At 45.2% G+C, this 15,163-nt stretch carries 14 protein-coding genes and 1 riboswitch; of the genes, 6 read left to right on the plus strand and 8 right to left on the minus strand.

Going from position 1 to position 15,163, the window contains the following annotated elements; genetic code table 11:
- Position 1 precedes the first annotated feature (1 nt).
- The 6 genes from MKZ16_RS07635 to MKZ16_RS07660 form a co-directional block, all read right to left on the minus strand.
- The gene (locus MKZ16_RS07635; protein ID WP_256715473.1) at positions 2-928 is read right to left on the minus strand and encodes a HAMP domain-containing sensor histidine kinase; all 927 of its coding nucleotides are present in this window, start codon (positions 926-928) and stop codon (positions 2-4) included.
- Positions 929-948: 20 nt separating this feature from the next.
- The gene (locus MKZ16_RS07640) at positions 949-1,710 is read right to left on the minus strand and encodes an ABC transporter permease (protein ID WP_038569425.1); all 762 of its coding nucleotides are present in this window, start codon (positions 1,708-1,710) and stop codon (positions 949-951) included.
- Entirely contained in the window at positions 1,703-2,626 is a 924-nt protein-coding gene (locus MKZ16_RS07645; protein ID WP_036675740.1) for an ABC transporter ATP-binding protein, read from the minus strand. Before MKZ16_RS07645 ends, MKZ16_RS07640 begins: the two co-directional genes overlap by 8 nt.
- Positions 2,627-2,708: 82 nt before the next feature.
- Positions 2,709-3,401, minus strand: a complete 693-nt coding sequence (locus MKZ16_RS07650) for a response regulator transcription factor (protein ID WP_038569427.1) — start codon at positions 3,399-3,401, stop codon at positions 2,709-2,711.
- Between the two features lie 209 nt (positions 3,402-3,610).
- Positions 3,611-6,220: a DsrE/DsrF/DrsH-like family protein gene (locus MKZ16_RS07655; protein WP_076104729.1), complete on the minus strand. Its 2,610-nt coding sequence runs from the start codon at positions 6,218-6,220 to the stop codon at positions 3,611-3,613.
- Positions 6,221-6,226: 6 nt separating this feature from the next.
- On the minus strand, positions 6,227-6,511 hold the full coding sequence (locus tag MKZ16_RS07660) for a metalloregulator ArsR/SmtB family transcription factor (RefSeq protein WP_036675735.1): 285 nt from the start codon (positions 6,509-6,511) through the stop codon (positions 6,227-6,229).
- A gap of 101 nt (positions 6,512-6,612) precedes the next feature.
- Here MKZ16_RS07660 and MKZ16_RS07665 point away from each other — a divergent pair, with 101 nt between their 5' ends.
- The 6 genes from MKZ16_RS07665 to MKZ16_RS07690 all read left to right on the plus strand — a co-directional run bounded on the left by MKZ16_RS07665 (position 6,613) and on the right by MKZ16_RS07690 (position 13,473).
- The gene (locus MKZ16_RS07665) at positions 6,613-6,933 is read left to right on the plus strand and encodes a rhodanese-like domain-containing protein (protein WP_076104728.1); all 321 of its coding nucleotides are present in this window, start codon (positions 6,613-6,615) and stop codon (positions 6,931-6,933) included.
- Positions 6,934-6,988: 55 nt separating this feature from the next.
- The gene (locus MKZ16_RS07670) at positions 6,989-7,357 is read left to right on the plus strand and encodes a rhodanese-like domain-containing protein (RefSeq protein WP_339815537.1); all 369 of its coding nucleotides are present in this window, start codon (positions 6,989-6,991) and stop codon (positions 7,355-7,357) included.
- Positions 7,358-8,445: 1,088 nt separating this feature from the next.
- A complete protein-coding gene (locus tag MKZ16_RS07675; protein ID WP_036675732.1) occupies positions 8,446-9,123 on the plus strand; it encodes a winged helix-turn-helix domain-containing protein in 678 nt (225 codons plus the stop codon).
- Positions 9,124-9,969, plus strand: a complete 846-nt coding sequence (locus MKZ16_RS07680) for a hypothetical protein (RefSeq protein ID WP_256715472.1) — start codon at positions 9,124-9,126, stop codon at positions 9,967-9,969.
- A gap of 209 nt (positions 9,970-10,178) precedes the next feature.
- Complete coding sequence (locus tag MKZ16_RS07685; RefSeq protein WP_076104725.1) at positions 10,179-13,010, plus strand: glycoside hydrolase family 3 protein; 2,832 nt, start codon at positions 10,179-10,181, stop codon at positions 13,008-13,010.
- A gap of 46 nt (positions 13,011-13,056) precedes the next feature.
- The gene (locus MKZ16_RS07690; RefSeq protein WP_076104724.1) at positions 13,057-13,473 is read left to right on the plus strand and encodes an HIT family protein; all 417 of its coding nucleotides are present in this window, start codon (positions 13,057-13,059) and stop codon (positions 13,471-13,473) included.
- 50 nt (positions 13,474-13,523) lie between these two features.
- On the opposite strand, the gene MKZ16_RS07695 is transcribed toward MKZ16_RS07690, so the two are convergent.
- Together MKZ16_RS07695 and MKZ16_RS07700 are read right to left on the minus strand one after the other, a co-directional pair.
- A complete protein-coding gene (locus MKZ16_RS07695; RefSeq protein WP_076104723.1) occupies positions 13,524-13,859 on the minus strand; it encodes a hypothetical protein in 336 nt (111 codons plus the stop codon).
- Between the two features lie 28 nt (positions 13,860-13,887).
- Positions 13,888-14,826: an MBL fold metallo-hydrolase gene (locus MKZ16_RS07700; RefSeq protein ID WP_076098853.1), complete on the minus strand. Its 939-nt coding sequence runs from the start codon at positions 14,824-14,826 to the stop codon at positions 13,888-13,890.
- 148 nt (positions 14,827-14,974) lie between these two features.
- Positions 14,975-15,082: riboswitch (guanidine-I (ykkC/yxkD leader) on the plus strand.
- Positions 15,083-15,163: the final 81 nt, after the last annotated feature.

The raw sequence follows: 15,163 nt of genomic DNA on the forward strand, positions 1-15,163 counted from the left end.
ATTAAGTAGCCAAGCTAATGCCGGCATCACCTAGTTTCCAACGGCAGGTCATTATCAGCTGATCATCCTCCAGTTCGGCTGTCAGCGTGCCACCCATTTTATTCATCAGACTTTTGGCGATGGAGAGACCCAGCCCGGAGGCTTGAGAAGATCGGGTACGGTCTGCGGTATAGAATCGGTCAAATAAGAGGTTAACGTCGCTTCCGGCTAGTTCCTTCGCATCGTTTACTATCGTTAAATCAGCTGTTTCCTGCCGTCGTTCGAAACGGATTTCCACATACCCGGTCGCGTGTTTGACCGTATTGACAAGTAAATTCTCGACAACTCTCCGCACAGCGGATTCATCGGCGTATACGGGTACATTTTCCTCAGGTAGCCGTATATCCGGTGTAATATTGCGTTCGTTGAAGGAATCGTAAAATCCGACCAGAATTTCCGAGAGCAGGGCCGTCATCCCAAGCTTTTCGGTATGTAGAGGATAATCTAGCGATTCGATCAAGGAAAGCTCAAAAAAATCATTCAGCAGCGCCTGCAGCCGTTTCGTCCGATTTTTAACGATGGCAACATATTCAAGCTTTTCATCAGGGGTAATAGACTCATCCTCCAACAGTTGAATATAACCGAAGATGGAGGTGAGGGGTGTACGGATATCATGTGAAATATTCGCAACAGCCTGACGGAATTCTTGTTCGACACGTTTTCGCTGGGCATCCGCTTCGACGATTAAATCAGATTGACGATTGATTTGTCCCGCAAGCGCCTCAAGCTTCTGGTCGAATAGAGCCACATCAATTTTTTTACCGGTTGCTCGCTCATTGTAGGTATGCAATTGCCCTGTTATCCGCCCTAGCTCTCGCCTTAGCATCAACAAACGGAAAAGCAGGAGAGCTCCTGCCGCAAACAATATGATTGTCAGAATAAGCAACACTCTCCTGCACCTCCTATTTGTTATTTGATTTCTTTTCGGTGGAATACGAGAATACCGAGTACCCCGGAAACGGCTATTGTCAACAACGGTACAAGTAAAAGCGCTGGCCAATCTCCACTGTCGATACTGGGCTTACCGATATCGCTCACCAGTTTGAAGATGGAATAATCATACAAATTACTAAAGAAAGAGATCTTTGAACCTATACTAGCCAAAACCGTATCAATCATAAGGAAGAAAATCATTGAGAAGCCGATAGTTTTGCCGCTGTCGGTTAGGATTACGGTGAACAGCGCCCCGATGGCTGCGTAACCAGCTGTGTACAACAGGGTTAGCCCGAGGGCTCGCGGTATAAAAAGTGTAGTGCTTCCTTCCGGCAGATGACCGAAGCCCGAAAGCAGCGTGACTTCGACTGTGCTGACAATAGGAAAGACGAGCGAAATCGCCATGGCCCCAACTGCGAATACGATTAGTTTTGCCGCGAACAGCCGGCCTCTGGTGTTGCCCGAAGATGCGATCGTCTTCATGACCCCTGTGGAATATTCGTTAGAGATAAAGAATCCAGCCAGAATGGCTACGCCGAATTTAATAATGTAGGCATTGCTTGAAATAAAGGTAGTCAGAAATTCAGCACCGGTGATCTGAGGTTCCCCATTGGACCGATGATCAAAATAATATAGCAATGGGTAAGCAAGTGAGAGGACGGAAAGTGCCAATAGAAAAGTCCAAAATGATCTATTCTTACGGAGCTTGAAAAACTCAACTCTGATCAGATTATACATTTGGATTCCCCCCAATTCGCTTCGTAAAATAACTTTCCAAGTCTTCACCCATAGGCATAAACTTCTCGATCTCGAGGCCGGCAGAGAATAACGCTGTTGATACTTTGCCTGGCTGCTCAATGCGGCTATACAACTTGATGGTTCCATCCTGCATCACTTCGAAATCGGCCGTACCCAGCTCGTTCTGAATGACGGCTGTTGCCTTGCCGGGATCATCCACTTTGATAAACAAATACTGCTGACATTTCTCGTTTAATTCCTCCGCAGTGAGTTGTTCAAGCAACTGACCGCGATGAATAATGCCATAATGACTTGCCATTAAATGCAGCTCACTTAGAATATGACTTGAGATCATTATCGTAATGCCAAGCTCACGGTTTAGTCGCTTGAGCAGTTCGCGCATTTCGACGACACCCATCGGATCCAACCCATTGGTCGGCTCGTCCAGAATCAGAAATTCTGGATCTCCCAGCAAGGCGATGGCAAGACCTAACCGCTGCTTCATTCCAAGTGAGAAATTTTTGGCTTTCTTCTTGCCGGCGCCCTGCAGTCCAACTTGTTCTAGCATTCTAGGAACGCAATCTTTGCCGGGAATACCGCGTAGAATCCGGTTTGCTTCTAAATTTTCGCTTGCAGTCATATGGGGGAACAAAGCGGGGCTCTCGATAATCGAGCCGATTCGCTTACGAGCCTGGATCAAGGCCTGCTCTTCACTGGCTCCGAACAGCTCGATCGTCCCCTGAGTCGGAAAAGCAAGTCCGGTCACAATCCGGATTAATGTTGATTTTCCAGCTCCGTTTTGCCCAATAAAACCATAAATAGAGCCTTTACGGATTGACAAATTGACTTTGTCCAGCGCCGTATGGCCCTTGAACTTTTTGGATAGTTGATTTGTTTTTAATACATACTCGTACATCTCGTCTTGGCCTCCTTTTCGTGATAGACCAAGTATAGAATTGAAAACATAAGAAGAGCTAAAGCCAAATCTTAAGAATGTCTTAAGGCTTGAGCCGATAACCTATGCCCCATACCGTCTCGATAAATTCGCTTCCTGGTGCGGCCTTGGTTAGCTTGCTGCGCAAATTGCTCATGTGGACATTGACCGTATTGTCGTCCCCAAAATATGGCTCGTGCCAGACTCTTTCATACAAATTCGCTTTCGTAAACACCTTTTTTGGGGCCGACAAAAGTAACGAGAGAATCTCAAACTCTAGAGCTGTGAGCGTCAGTTCCGCACCATTTGCCGTAACCGACATCGCATCTCGATGAAGTACAAGGCCCTGATGCTGGAGCACGTTAGGCAAAGCCGATTGCGCAATCCGCGAATACAAACGTAGATGAGAATCGATCCGTGCAGAGACTTCTTCAACATCGAAGGGTTTTGTAATGAAATCATCCGCCCCCGCCCGTAGGGCAGACACCTTGGTCTGGGGCTCACCCTTGGCGGAAATGATAATTACCGACATATCGTCCCGCCCGGCAATCCTCTCAAGTAGTTCCTCTCCCGACATGCCAGGCAGCATCAGATCCAGTAGCAGCATGCTCCATTGACGTTGCTCCAGATAGAGAAGTGCCTCCGTTCCCGAGTAAGCGGGTTGGGGAATGTAGCCGCTTTTCTTAATAATGTTGCACAGCAATCGGTTGATGTCGCTGTCGTCCTCAGCAACAAGAATATGTATCGGGTTATTCATTTAATCTCCTTTTTCCACCTAAAATAGGTCGTTATTCGGATGAATGCCTATTAAATAGGATAGCAGGTTTTAGATTCTGTATCCAGATCCAGCCAATTTCTGCATTTTGGTTATTCAAATCTATATCACCGATTCTCGTGAGTTCATTTTTATATAAAAAAGAGACTCTTCTATTTAAATAGAGGAGTCTCTTTGCTATGTTAAGGTATTTAGATAAATAGATTATGACCCGACTGATCGGCTTGGCCGAGGTAATAACCAACGCCGCCGATTCCGACACCGTCAATCAGTTCTTCACGAGTGATGCCCATAAGATCCATGGACATTTGGCAGGCGACGATTTCCACACCTTGGTCGATAGCCATCTGAATCAATTCTTCCAAGGAAGAGATATTTTTGCTCTTCATTAGAGAGCGGATCATCTTCGAGCCCATGCCCATCATGTTCATATTTGAAAGCGTCAGCTTCCGGCTGCCGCGTGGCATCATGGCACCGAACATTTTACCGATGAAGTTCTTGTTCACATGCACCTTCTCATCCTTGCGGATAATATTGAGGCCCCAGAAGGTAAAGAACATCGTGACTTTTTTGCCGCTGGATGCTGCTCCGTTGGCAATGATGAAGGAAGCGATCGCTTTATCCAAATCCCCGCTAAAAACAACCATTGTGCTTGCGTTGCTAGTTTGAATTACTTGTTCGCCTGCTCCGGTTGGTGCTGATGCTGAAGCCTCGATAACTCCTTTGCGCAGATAAGCTTCGATCATACCAGTAGGCAGCTTTGTTAGCTGCAAAAGCGTATGGTTGGACATACGAGCCCAAGCCTTGATATCCTCATAAAATCCGGGATCGGAAGCAGTTACCTTCAGGACTTGGCCGTCCAAGAGCGGGTCCATGCTCATTTTAACTTGGATCAGCGGCCCTGGGCAGCACAGTCCGCAGGCATCAAGCACGGAATCAGGTGCTAGTTCCGTTTCTATTTTGGATGAAGGGGCACCTATTGTGCTGGAGTTAGCAGTGAAAGCTGTAGCATTGACGGTTGGTGTAACTGTGCCAGTCCCAGTCTCTGTCCCAGTCCCAGTCCCAGTCTCAGGCTCCGTCATTGCTCCCGTTGCTGCGATTTCTTTACTGGCTACGGCTGTATCAACGTTTGGCGTCAAGTTATCTTTTTTTTTAGGCGTAAATTGGCTCATCTGATAGGTTTTATACCCCCCAGTCAGATTTTTCACACGGTAACCTTTTTGCTGCAAAATCCGGGAAGCGGTGTAGCCTCTGAGTCCAACTTGGCAATACACCCAAATTTCTTTACTAGGGTCAAGCTCGTTTAGCCGACCACGCAGATCATCCACAGGGATATTAATGGACCCTTCAATATGACCGTTGGCATGTTCGATTTCCGAACGTACGTCAACTAAAATGGTGTTGTTTTTGTCACGACCCTCTAAATCCTTAGGGACGAATACCGTAGTCAAACCTTGCAAAATATTTTCAGCGGCAAAGCCGGCCATGTTCACCGGATCTTTTGCGGAAGAATAAGGAGGGGCATAAGATAGCTCCAACTCCGTCAAATCAGTGACCGTACCTCTAAAACGAATAACTGTAGCGATATCGTCGATACGTTTATCTACACCGCTGTAACCCACAGCTTGTGCTCCTAGCACCGTACCTTTTGGATCAAAAATCAGCTTCATAGATATCGGAGTTGCCCCCGGATAATAGGTTGCGTGTGAGCTTGGATGTATATAAATCACGTGATACGGCAGACCCAAACGTTGTAGTGTTTTTTCGTTATTTCCGGTAGAAGCACCTGTGACTCCAAAAACCTTAATAATAGAAGTCCCTTGTGATCCTTTGTAAGTTGTGCCGAGACCACTGACGTTGTCCGCAGCAATGCGCCCTTGCTTATTGGCAGGACCAGCTAGTGGAATGGCAGTTTTTGTTCCGTTTACGAAATCAACCACCTCAACCGCGTCACCTACAGCGTACACTTGATCCAGATTTGTCTCCATCCGCTCATTGACTACAATATGGCCACGGGGACCGAATTCTAAGCCACTGTCCTTCAGGAAAGAGGTATCCGGAGAAACGCCGATAGCCAGCAGAACCATATCACTTTGCAGTACAGTGCCACTTGCTAATTGCACCTGTATTTGTTCTCCCACCTCAGCAAACCCTTGGACCATATCGGAAAAAATAAGATTAACGCCATGCTCGTCAAGTTCTTTTGCCAAAATAGAAGACATTTCAGTATCGAACGGAGCTAATATTTGTGGTCCTGCTTCAATTAAGGAAACTTCCAGACCAGCTTCTCTAAGGTTCTCAGCCATTTCCACACCGATAAATCCACCACCGATCACCACGGCCGAACGTGTGCCTTCTGCAGCGACTTTAGCTTTGACTTTGTCAGTGTCGGGAATGTTACGCAACATGTGTATTTTGGAACTCTCGATAACAGGCAGATTCGGACGAATCGGTTTAGCACCTGGCGATAAAATAAGCGCATCATAACTCTCTTCATAGGAGCCTTTTTCTATACTTTCTACTCGCACTTTTTTGTTCACGGGGTCGATAGACACTACTTCACTTTGAATCCGAACATCGATGTTAAAACGTTTATGCATCGCCTCCGGTGTCTGCACTAGCAGCTTGGAGCGGTCCTGAATGGAACCCCCGATATAATAAGGAAGTCCGCAATTGGCAAAAGAAATGTACGGATCACGCTCAAACATTACAATATGCACATCTTCATCTAATCTCCGAAGTCGGGCTGCTGCTGATGCGCCTCCTGCAACTCCACCAACAATCAATACTTTTTTACTCATGATGACTTATTCCTCCCCTAAAAATAACTGAATCAGATGTTTGATTTTTTCGTCTTTAACAGAATAGTTAATTTCCAGCCCATTACGTTCGGTTTCAACGATGCCTAGTGATCTAAGCTTCTGCAAATGCTGGGAAACCGTAGATTGGGGGAGGTCGAGACAGTCCTGCATGAAGCTCACGTTGCAGCTGCCCTTTTCCAGAAGTCCTTTGATGATGCACAAGCGCACGGGATGAGCTATAGCTTTTAAGGTTTCGGCGGTTTGGTTATAAGCTTTAAAATTTTTGTCCATGGTAACGAACACCTCGCTTTACAATATCCTTATATCGTAATATTATGATATAGTGATATGGAAATCAAGTTATTTTTATAAAGGTGAAGGAGAGATGCTCGATGTCTTTTAAAATTTCAAAGGAAATTACCCCACAGCAAGTTGCGGAACGCTTGAAGAATGGCGAGACTCCTACCATGTTGGATATACGCGAACCAGCCGAATGGGTGGAGGGACATGTAATGGGTGCTAAACATATTCCGCTTGGACAGCTATTGATGCGCACAGATGAACTGGATTCTCATGGCGAGATAATTGTGATGTGCTTAAGTGGTGGCCGTAGTGGACTGGCTTGTGAGCTGCTGAGTGAAAAGGGGTATAACGTTGTGAACATGACGGGTGGATTAGGCGCTTGGACGGATGTTTTTTTGGTACGAGAGTAATGGCATGAGCATGATGGTACGGATCCTACTGAGTATCATAATTGTCTTTAGTATTTTGAGGTTTTTACGTTATGCATGGCCTGTTCGTTCACTTTCTTATATAGAAGTCCGTGAGGTTCGCGAATTAGCAGATCAATCACTGGCTTTGAAAATGCTCGATGTCAGGGATGCCGTTGATTACCAGAAGGACAGTATCCGTGGTTCGATAAATATATCGCTTGGGCGGTTACCTTATGTCTGGCAGCACTGTCTATCTCCAGGCGATTCGGTCTTAATTCTTGCAGGAAGCTACTACAATAGAAATAAAGCTGCGCGAATTCTTTATAAGCAGGGATTTCGTAAGTTATATGCGGTAAACGGTGATTTGTTAGGGAACAAAAGAACGCTCTCCGACATTTCTGTGAAAGGTTGTTGTGAAGGATAATGGATTTATGATCATTGATTTCCCGTCTCGGATTGAAGCTAGGGTGTCGAAGTCAGGGTGTCGATGGAATGATCTCTTATGATGCCTATGGGCGAGGCGCTCGGCATGCACATTTGCTAGGTGAGGGAGAGCAGTGAAGAGGAGCAATATGTCACTCTAGTTGAGCCGCTATATTAATGGTGCTAAGTTGTGATATTGTGGCTAGGTTGCTACATTAATGTTGCTAAGTCGCGATGTTGTGGCTAGGCCGCTAAGTCAATGTTGCTAAGTCGCGATGTTGTGGCTAGATCGCTAAATCAATGTAGCCAAGTCGATGTTGTAGCTAGGGCGCTAAGTGATGTAACTAAGACGCAATCCAGCCAGCCTCACTCGAACTCAGTTTTAATTGCATTTTGTGCAGCTAAACTTCAGTAGTTTTAGAAAAAGTAACAATTAACTGCACTTTGTACATCTAAATTTGATCATTTACGCGTAACTACCTTATATCTCCTTTTTTAGTTGTAGAAAGTACAACTAAATGGACTTTTAGGGGGATAAGGGTTAAATAGTTGCATGAAATACAATTAAATAGAAAAATCACAGGTCGATAGCCAGTGAATAGTAGAGAATGGGAAACGATTTTGGGTAATTTCAGAAGGGAGGGCGAATAACATTATTCTAGCTAAACTTAGTCAAACCGAGATTACTTTAACTGAACTTACTATACAAAACATACTATATTGAGCTAAGTCTAGTCGTCTAACTCAAAAGTAGTTTACTTAACCGAGATTGTTCTTGCTGAGCTAATACTAACTGAACTGTAGTGATCTAACTGTAGCTAAATTTAGCTGAACTCACTGTAGTGATCCAATTCTAGCTGAACTCACTGTAGTGATCTAACTGTAGCTGAAATTACTTTAATGCAACATACTCTAACCAATGTGATTTTTTAATAGGCAAGTATATTTAGCTCGATGCTAACGTTGAATGTAGAGTGTCATTGACAGTATAAGAAGGCGAATACTATACTTTTGAGTAATAGGACGAAGCACGTCCCGCATCCATAATTGGGTGCGGGATTTTTTTATGCCAAGGAGGAGGGGAACGTTATGGGATTTACGGAAGAACATCGTAAGTGGGTGGAAGATCATATTAGTCGAAGAACGGGAGAAAGACGGGGGAGATTGGAGCGGGGACATGGGCATGGTGAGCGAATGTTTGCGGAGAAGGTTTGGTGGCCGATGATGGGTCATTTTGATGATCTCCATCCTGAATATGAAGTGTTGGATTGGCGGGGATGGCCTTATTTTGTTGATTTTGCGTGGAAGCCTGGGCAGGTTAAGTTTGCTTTTGAGGTAAAAGGTTACGGCCCACATGTGCAAAACACAGATCGGACACGTTATCGGCAGGAATTGAATCGAGAGACTTATCTACAAATCGCGGGTTATCGGGTAGTGGCGATACCATATGATGATCTGGAAGCGAATCCTGAGAATACAATTTTTTTGTTGAGATCATTACTGATGCCGTACCTCGCTTTGAGGACAGAAGAGAAGGAGGCGTTTAGTCGACTGGAGCGTGATATTTTGCAAATTGCGGTGCGTTCGAACGGGGACATTCGGCCTGTTGATTTGGTGAGGGAGCTTGGCATTGATCTGCGTACAGTTAGGAAATGTATGAGGTCACTTTGTGAGAAAGGTAAGTTTAAGCCGATAGTTTCCCAGGTGAGTGGGAGGGTTTGTCGCTATGAATATGTACATTCACTTAACGATATTCAGCTGTGGTGAATGAACGGTATAAATCCCGTAGATTGCGGAGATGGAGCGGGAATTGGGCAAATGAACGGTATAAATCCCGTAGATTGTGGGCGTGGAGCGAGAAGTGAGCAAATGAACGGTATAAATCCCATAGATTGGAGGCGTGGAGCGGGAATTGGGCAAATGAACGGTATAAATCCCGTAGATTGGGGGCGTGGAGTGGGAATCGAGCAAGTGTGCGGTAAAAATCCCGTAGATTGCGGAGATGGAGCGAGAAGTGGGCAAATAAACGGTATAAATCCCGTAGATTGCGGAGATGGAGCGAGAAGTGGGCAAATGAACGGTATAAATCCCGTAGATTGTGGGCGTACAGCGGGAATTGGGCAAATGTACGGTATAAATCCCGTAGATTGGGGGCGTGGAGCGGGAATTGGGCAAATGAACGGTATAAATCCCGTAGATTGGAGGCGTACAGCGGGAATTGGGCAAATAAACGGTATAAATCCCGTAGATTGTGGGCGTGGAGCGAGAAGTGAGCAAATAAACGGTATAAATCCCGTAGATTGTGGGCGTACAGCGGGAAGTGAGCAAATGAACGGTATAAATCCCGTAGATTGTGGGCGTGGAGCGAGAAGTGAGCAAATGAACGGTATAAATCCCGTAGATTGTGGGCCTACAGCGGGAATTGGGCAAATGAACGGTATAAATCCCGTAGATTGGAGGCGTGGAGCGAGAAGTGAGCAAATAAACGGTATAAATCCCGTAGATTGCGGAGATGGAGCGGGAATTGGGCAAATGAACGGTATAAATCCCGCAGATTGGGGGCGTGCAGCGAGAATAGGGCAAATGAACGGTATAAATCCCGTAGATTGTTGAGATGGAGCGAATAACGAGCAAAACCACGTACTCACATCATCCTCCCTAAATCTCTAATTATGACCTGATTTCTATTTAGATTGTTAAGGTGTTGCGGAGGAGGGGAATCTTCTATGATTAGATGGATAGGACGTATAGGAGTTTTTTTGAAGGATTGTCCTCGGGAATGAATGAAACCGCTATCAACAAGAGACGAAGGAGCGATTTTGATGGGAACAGATATAGCTAAATATCCATTTCAACAGATTGATTTACCTTTAAATGAGCGAGTGCAGGATCTGATCTCCAGACTAACACTTGATGAAAAAGTAAGCCTGATGCCTCAGTATCAAGCTGCCATAGAGCGTTTGGGTGTTGGGGCCTACAAGCATGGTACGGAAGCGGCGCACGGGATTTCTTGGCTTGGAAAAGCGACTTCTTTTCCTCAGCCAAGCGGACTGGCTTGTACTTGGAATCCAGAGCTGCTGAAGGAAATTGGTTCGGCCATCGGAGATGAAGCTAGAGCCTTTTATAAAAAGAATCCAACGGTGAACGGTCTGACGTTATGGGCGCCAACGGTGGATATGGAACGTGATCCACGTTGGGGAAGAACTGAGGAAGCTTACGGTGAAGATCCAGAGTTGACCGGCCGACTCAGCACATCACTAGTGCAGGGAATCCAAGGTGATCACCCGGTCTATTTGAAAGCGGTAGCAACGCTGAAGCATTTCCTCGGCAACAATAATGAGATTGAACGCGGGAACTGCTCCGCGAGCATCGATCCGAGAAATATGCGGGAGTATTATCTGGAAGCGTTTAAGCCTGCTTTTCAAGAAGGTGGCGCACAGTCCATGATGACCGCTTATAACTCGGTGAATGGCGTGCCTGTTATTCTTCATCCGGCAGTAATGGATGTGGTTAAAGGCGAATGGGAAATGGATGGCTTTATTGTAAGCGATGCCGGCGATCTTTTTGGGATCGTGAAGGACCACAAGTATTATGAATCTTTTGCACAATCGATGGCTGAATCTATCAAAAATGGAATTGACAGCGTAACAGAAGAAACCGCAGAGACAATCAAGGTTCTTCACGAAGCGCTAGACCAAGGCCTCTTAGCAGAGGAAGATTTGGATCGTGCACTTGCCAATACTTTCAGAGTTCGTTTCCGTTTGGGAGAGTTCGATCCGGTTGAAGGTAACCCGTACGCAGCAATCGACGATTCCGTTATTCTTAGCAAAAAACATACGGCACTCTCTTTGGAAGCTGCGAAACAATCTATAGTATTGTTGAAGAATGAACAAGGCACATTGCCATTGAACAAAAGCAGTCTGAGCAAATTGGCGATTATTGGTCCGCTTGGTGATGAAGCCTTTAGAGATTGGTATTCTGGCACATTACCTTATGGAGTGACTCCTTTGCAGGGTGTTAGCAAAAAGCTGCCTGGTAAACACATTACTTTTGAGAGTGGCGCAGATCAGATCATTCTTACTTCAGCTGCAAACGGCCAAGCCATTGGAATCACAGGTGAGGACGGAAGACTGGCTGTACAGCATGACATAGCAGAGCACGGAGAATTGTTCCAACATACAGCTTGGGGCTGGACTAGCAATACTCTGAAGGCGACAAGTCGCGGTCAGTATGTAACTTTAAGCGAAGCAGAGACTCTCACAGCATCTGCTGATGAAATTTACGGCTGGTTTGTAAAAGAATCGATTAACATCGTTCCGGAAAGCGAAGATACGGTATCTTTGCGGACCTGGAATGATAAAATGATCTCGGTGAATCCGGAAAATGGAACGCTGCAAGTGGCAGATCAGGATGCTAATGCGGAAGCACGTCTTTTTAAAAAGAACATTGTAACTAACGGCATAGAGGCTGCAGTAGAAGCTGCCAAGGCTGCGGAAATCGCTGTGGTTTTTGTGGGCAACCATCCACTCCTTAACGGAAAAGAAGAAATCGACAGACCGGATATTGTGCTTCCAGAGGAGCAAGAGCGACTGGTCAAAGCTGTCTATGAAGCGAACCCGAATACAGTTGTAGTCATTGTCGGCAGTTACCCGATAACTTCCACTTGGATTGACGAGAACATCCCGGCTGTATTGTATACCTCCCACAGTGGACAAGAGCTGGGCAATGCGGTGGCAGAAGTTCTTTTCGGCGATTACAGTCCTTCCGGCAAGCTGAACATGACTTGGTTCCGTTCTGTAGAACAGCTGCCTGAGCTGATGGATTATGATATTATCAAAGGCAAAAGAACATATATGTACTTTGACGGAGAGCCACTGTATGCGTTTGGACACGGCTTAAGTTATACCCAAGTTTCCTACAGCAACCTAAGCCTAAGTGCTAAGGAGCTGCAAGCGGATGACACGTTTAAAATTTCCGTTCAAGTAGAGAATACAGGCGTTGTTGATGGGGACGAAGTGGTGCAGCTATATGTGCAAGCTCTGAATTCCCGGGTGAAACGTCCGATTAAACAGTTGAAGGGTTTTGAAAAAGTAAACCTAACCGCAGGTCAATCGCAAACCATAGAGTTTACGTTGCCGGTTGCCGAGCTGGCATTCTGGGATGTTACCCGTGAGCAATATTGCGTGGAAAATGGAGAGTACATGGTTCTGATCGGCCGTTCATCTGCTGATATCCAATTATCCGCTCAACTATCGGTTCAAGGGGACGTTATTCCGTCGCGTAATCTGTATATCAATACCAAAGCAGAGAATTACGATGACTACGAAGGCGTATATCTGGACGAGTGCAAAGCAGGCGGTGCTTCCATACATCCAGTAAAAGATGGCGCTTGGATCGCTTTTAAAGATGTATTGTTCGAGCAAGGGGCAGGAGTTTTTGAAGCCTTGGTATCCTCTGCAAAAGGTGGCACCCTCGAGATTAGAACGGGCAGCCCAGCAGGGAAAATGGTTGGATCTGTGACTGTACCATCGGGTGGCGTGTTGCAGCAGTGGAACACACTTACTGGTGAAGTATCCGTGGAATCTGGAACTACCGATGTTTATCTCATCTTTAATGGTGAGGTACTGCTTAGCCGTTTTCAATTTAATCAATAAGATAAGCTAGAGCGCTCTTAATTTCTTTGGATGGAGAGGTGCCTGTATGGATTGTTTGGGATGTCGGATCGCTAACGGGATTGAGGCTAACGTAAACGCAGTATACGAGAATGAATTTGTAACTTGTGTGCTCGACATTGCTCCATTTAACGAAGGACATCTCTTAATTCTCCCTAAAAAGCATTATTGGGATCTCGAAGATATCGATTCAGAAACATCGTATGCGATTATGGACGCTTCAAAGAAGCTATCAGTTGTCCTGAAGGTTTTGTTTGCACCTGATGGCATCAGCATTTGCCAAAATGGTGGGAAGTTTAACGACCTGACTCACTATCATATGCATCTTATTCCTAGATACGAAGGAGATGGCTTCGCTTGGAGCGAACCAATCCATCCGCACGGTGCCGAAAAGTTATTAAGCCAAACTCAAGCTGAAATTCTCAGTATCATAAATGAGTATTAAAAAAAGGACATTCCTGAAAGATCAGGGATGTCCTTTTCGTTTCTTTTCATCTAATCACAACCGCCCCCGCCAGCATCTCCACCACCACCGAAGTCTCCACCGCCACTATGTCCGCCGTCTCCACCCCAGCTATGCCCCCCGCTGTCAGGTCCAGAATGGTGATGTGAGTGATCTCCGTGGTGATTATGGTGGTTCGAATGATTAGAGTGGTTAGAGTGGTTTGGATCCAGCAGATCCGGATGACTGGCAGCCATAAAAGACATGTTGGCGGCATCATTTTGCCTATTTCTATCAAAGGTACTTCTGTTCGAGCTCGAGCCATTCCGTATAACGGCTTGTATAATAATAAATACAGCGACACCTACAAATAGTATCCCAAAAACCATAACGAACCTCTCCCTTCAACTCCAAAAATTAGTTATTAGCTGCTTTCGTCAAAAACTCAAGATTTCTGTAAAAAATACTCCCATAATTCCAGCCCAGATAAGGCTCAGGAATTTCTATATGGTTCACATTCACATTCATGTCTTCGTGTATCAATGATTCGCTAATATGGATTATATCATTTATATACCGTTTTATTTGCTGTAGATAATGTTTTTGAGTAACGGGCCCGTGACCGGGAACAATTATGTTCACATCTAAGCGCTCGACATAAGTAAGTGCCTCCAACCAGGATAAGGGATTACCGTCTACTAATAATGGATGATTATCAACAGCGACAATATCTCCAACAAAAGCTAAAGAATCGGAAGGAGAAAATAGAATAGAATCGCATTCCGTATGGGCAGCACCCACCGATAAGAGCTCAACGGATCTAGCCGAGCCATGTATGGTCATTTTGCGGTCATAAGTTAGTTGGGGAAGCGTTACTTCAAGCGTTAGTATAGACTCTTTGATTTCTTGTAAATAACCTATTTGCGAAAGGTGCTCTCGTTGTTTGGAATCGTTCAGTTCGAGCTCGAGAGAGGTATTAAGCTTATTAAGATCCTCATCAAGATTAGGAAGCAGTTTCTTCATTCGGGCTAGCCAGTCGGGTTGAGTTTTTATCATGAGCTCTCTAGTTCTACTGGAGGATATGATTACTTCTTCCGAGAAGAATTGGTTCCCTCTAACGTGGTCTCCATGCCAATGGCTGTTGATGACGTATTTGATAGGTTTATTAAAATAATACAGAGCGGCATCCCTAAGATCTTTGCCAGCTTGTGGAGTGTTGAATGTATCAAAGATTAATGTGTAATCACCCATATCTATCAAACCGGCATTGCTCATGGCTCCGCCTTGCTCCTTCGCTTCAAGGCAATAAATGCCTTCCACTAGAGGGACGCAGTTAAAATGTCTGGAATGAAACATAAATTAACCTCTTTTCCTAGATAATCGAATGAAATTTATATCTATTTTATAATTTTATGGAAGTTTATACTATGATTTAATTACTCTCGGAATAGAAAAGGTTGCTTTTATACGCCCGATTTGCTACCATACGATGTAACTTAATCATTTATTTGTTTTCTAGGGTTCCGCAGCGAGTGCACAGCTGGTCTGGTCCGAGGGAAAACGCACGAACATTAAGTTTGTGTCTACACGGAGGGATAAAAGCCCGGGAGGTATCGCCATTTGGCGATGACCTTCCGGGCTTATTTGTTTGTCCGTGGGCAATCATAAGATATGGTGAATTGAAGGAGGGCTT

The sequence above is a fragment of the Paenibacillus sp. FSL R5-0928 genome, from assembly GCF_037970385.1.
GTDB classification, from domain to species: Bacteria; Bacillota; Bacilli; order Paenibacillales; family Paenibacillaceae; genus Paenibacillus_AQ; species Paenibacillus_AQ odorifer.

Coding starts and splice junctions, on each gene's coding strand:
- MKZ16_RS07640 (WP_038569425.1), bottom strand. CDS start 1,710: ATGTATAATCTGATCAGAGTTGAGTTTTTCAAGCTCCGTAAGAATAGA.
- MKZ16_RS07645 (WP_036675740.1), bottom strand. CDS start 2,626: ATGTACGAGTATGTATTAAAAACAAATCAACTATCCAAAAAGTTCAAG.
- MKZ16_RS07650 (WP_038569427.1), bottom strand. CDS start 3,401: ATGAATAACCCGATACATATTCTTGTTGCTGAGGACGACAGCGACATC.
- MKZ16_RS07655 (WP_076104729.1), bottom strand. CDS start 6,220: ATGAGTAAAAAAGTATTGATTGTTGGTGGAGTTGCAGGAGGCGCATCA.
- MKZ16_RS07660 (WP_036675735.1), bottom strand. CDS start 6,511: ATGGACAAAAATTTTAAAGCTTATAACCAAACCGCCGAAACCTTAAAA.
- MKZ16_RS07665 (WP_076104728.1), top strand. CDS start 6,613: ATGTCTTTTAAAATTTCAAAGGAAATTACCCCACAGCAAGTTGCGGAA.
- MKZ16_RS07675 (WP_036675732.1), top strand. CDS start 8,446: ATGGGATTTACGGAAGAACATCGTAAGTGGGTGGAAGATCATATTAGT.
- MKZ16_RS07680 (WP_256715472.1), top strand. CDS start 9,124: ATGAACGGTATAAATCCCGTAGATTGCGGAGATGGAGCGGGAATTGGG.
- MKZ16_RS07685 (WP_076104725.1), top strand. CDS start 10,179: ATGGGAACAGATATAGCTAAATATCCATTTCAACAGATTGATTTACCT.
- MKZ16_RS07690 (WP_076104724.1), top strand. CDS start 13,057: ATGGATTGTTTGGGATGTCGGATCGCTAACGGGATTGAGGCTAACGTA.
- MKZ16_RS07695 (WP_076104723.1), bottom strand. CDS start 13,859: ATGGTTTTTGGGATACTATTTGTAGGTGTCGCTGTATTTATTATTATA.
- MKZ16_RS07700 (WP_076098853.1), bottom strand. CDS start 14,826: ATGTTTCATTCCAGACATTTTAACTGCGTCCCTCTAGTGGAAGGCATT.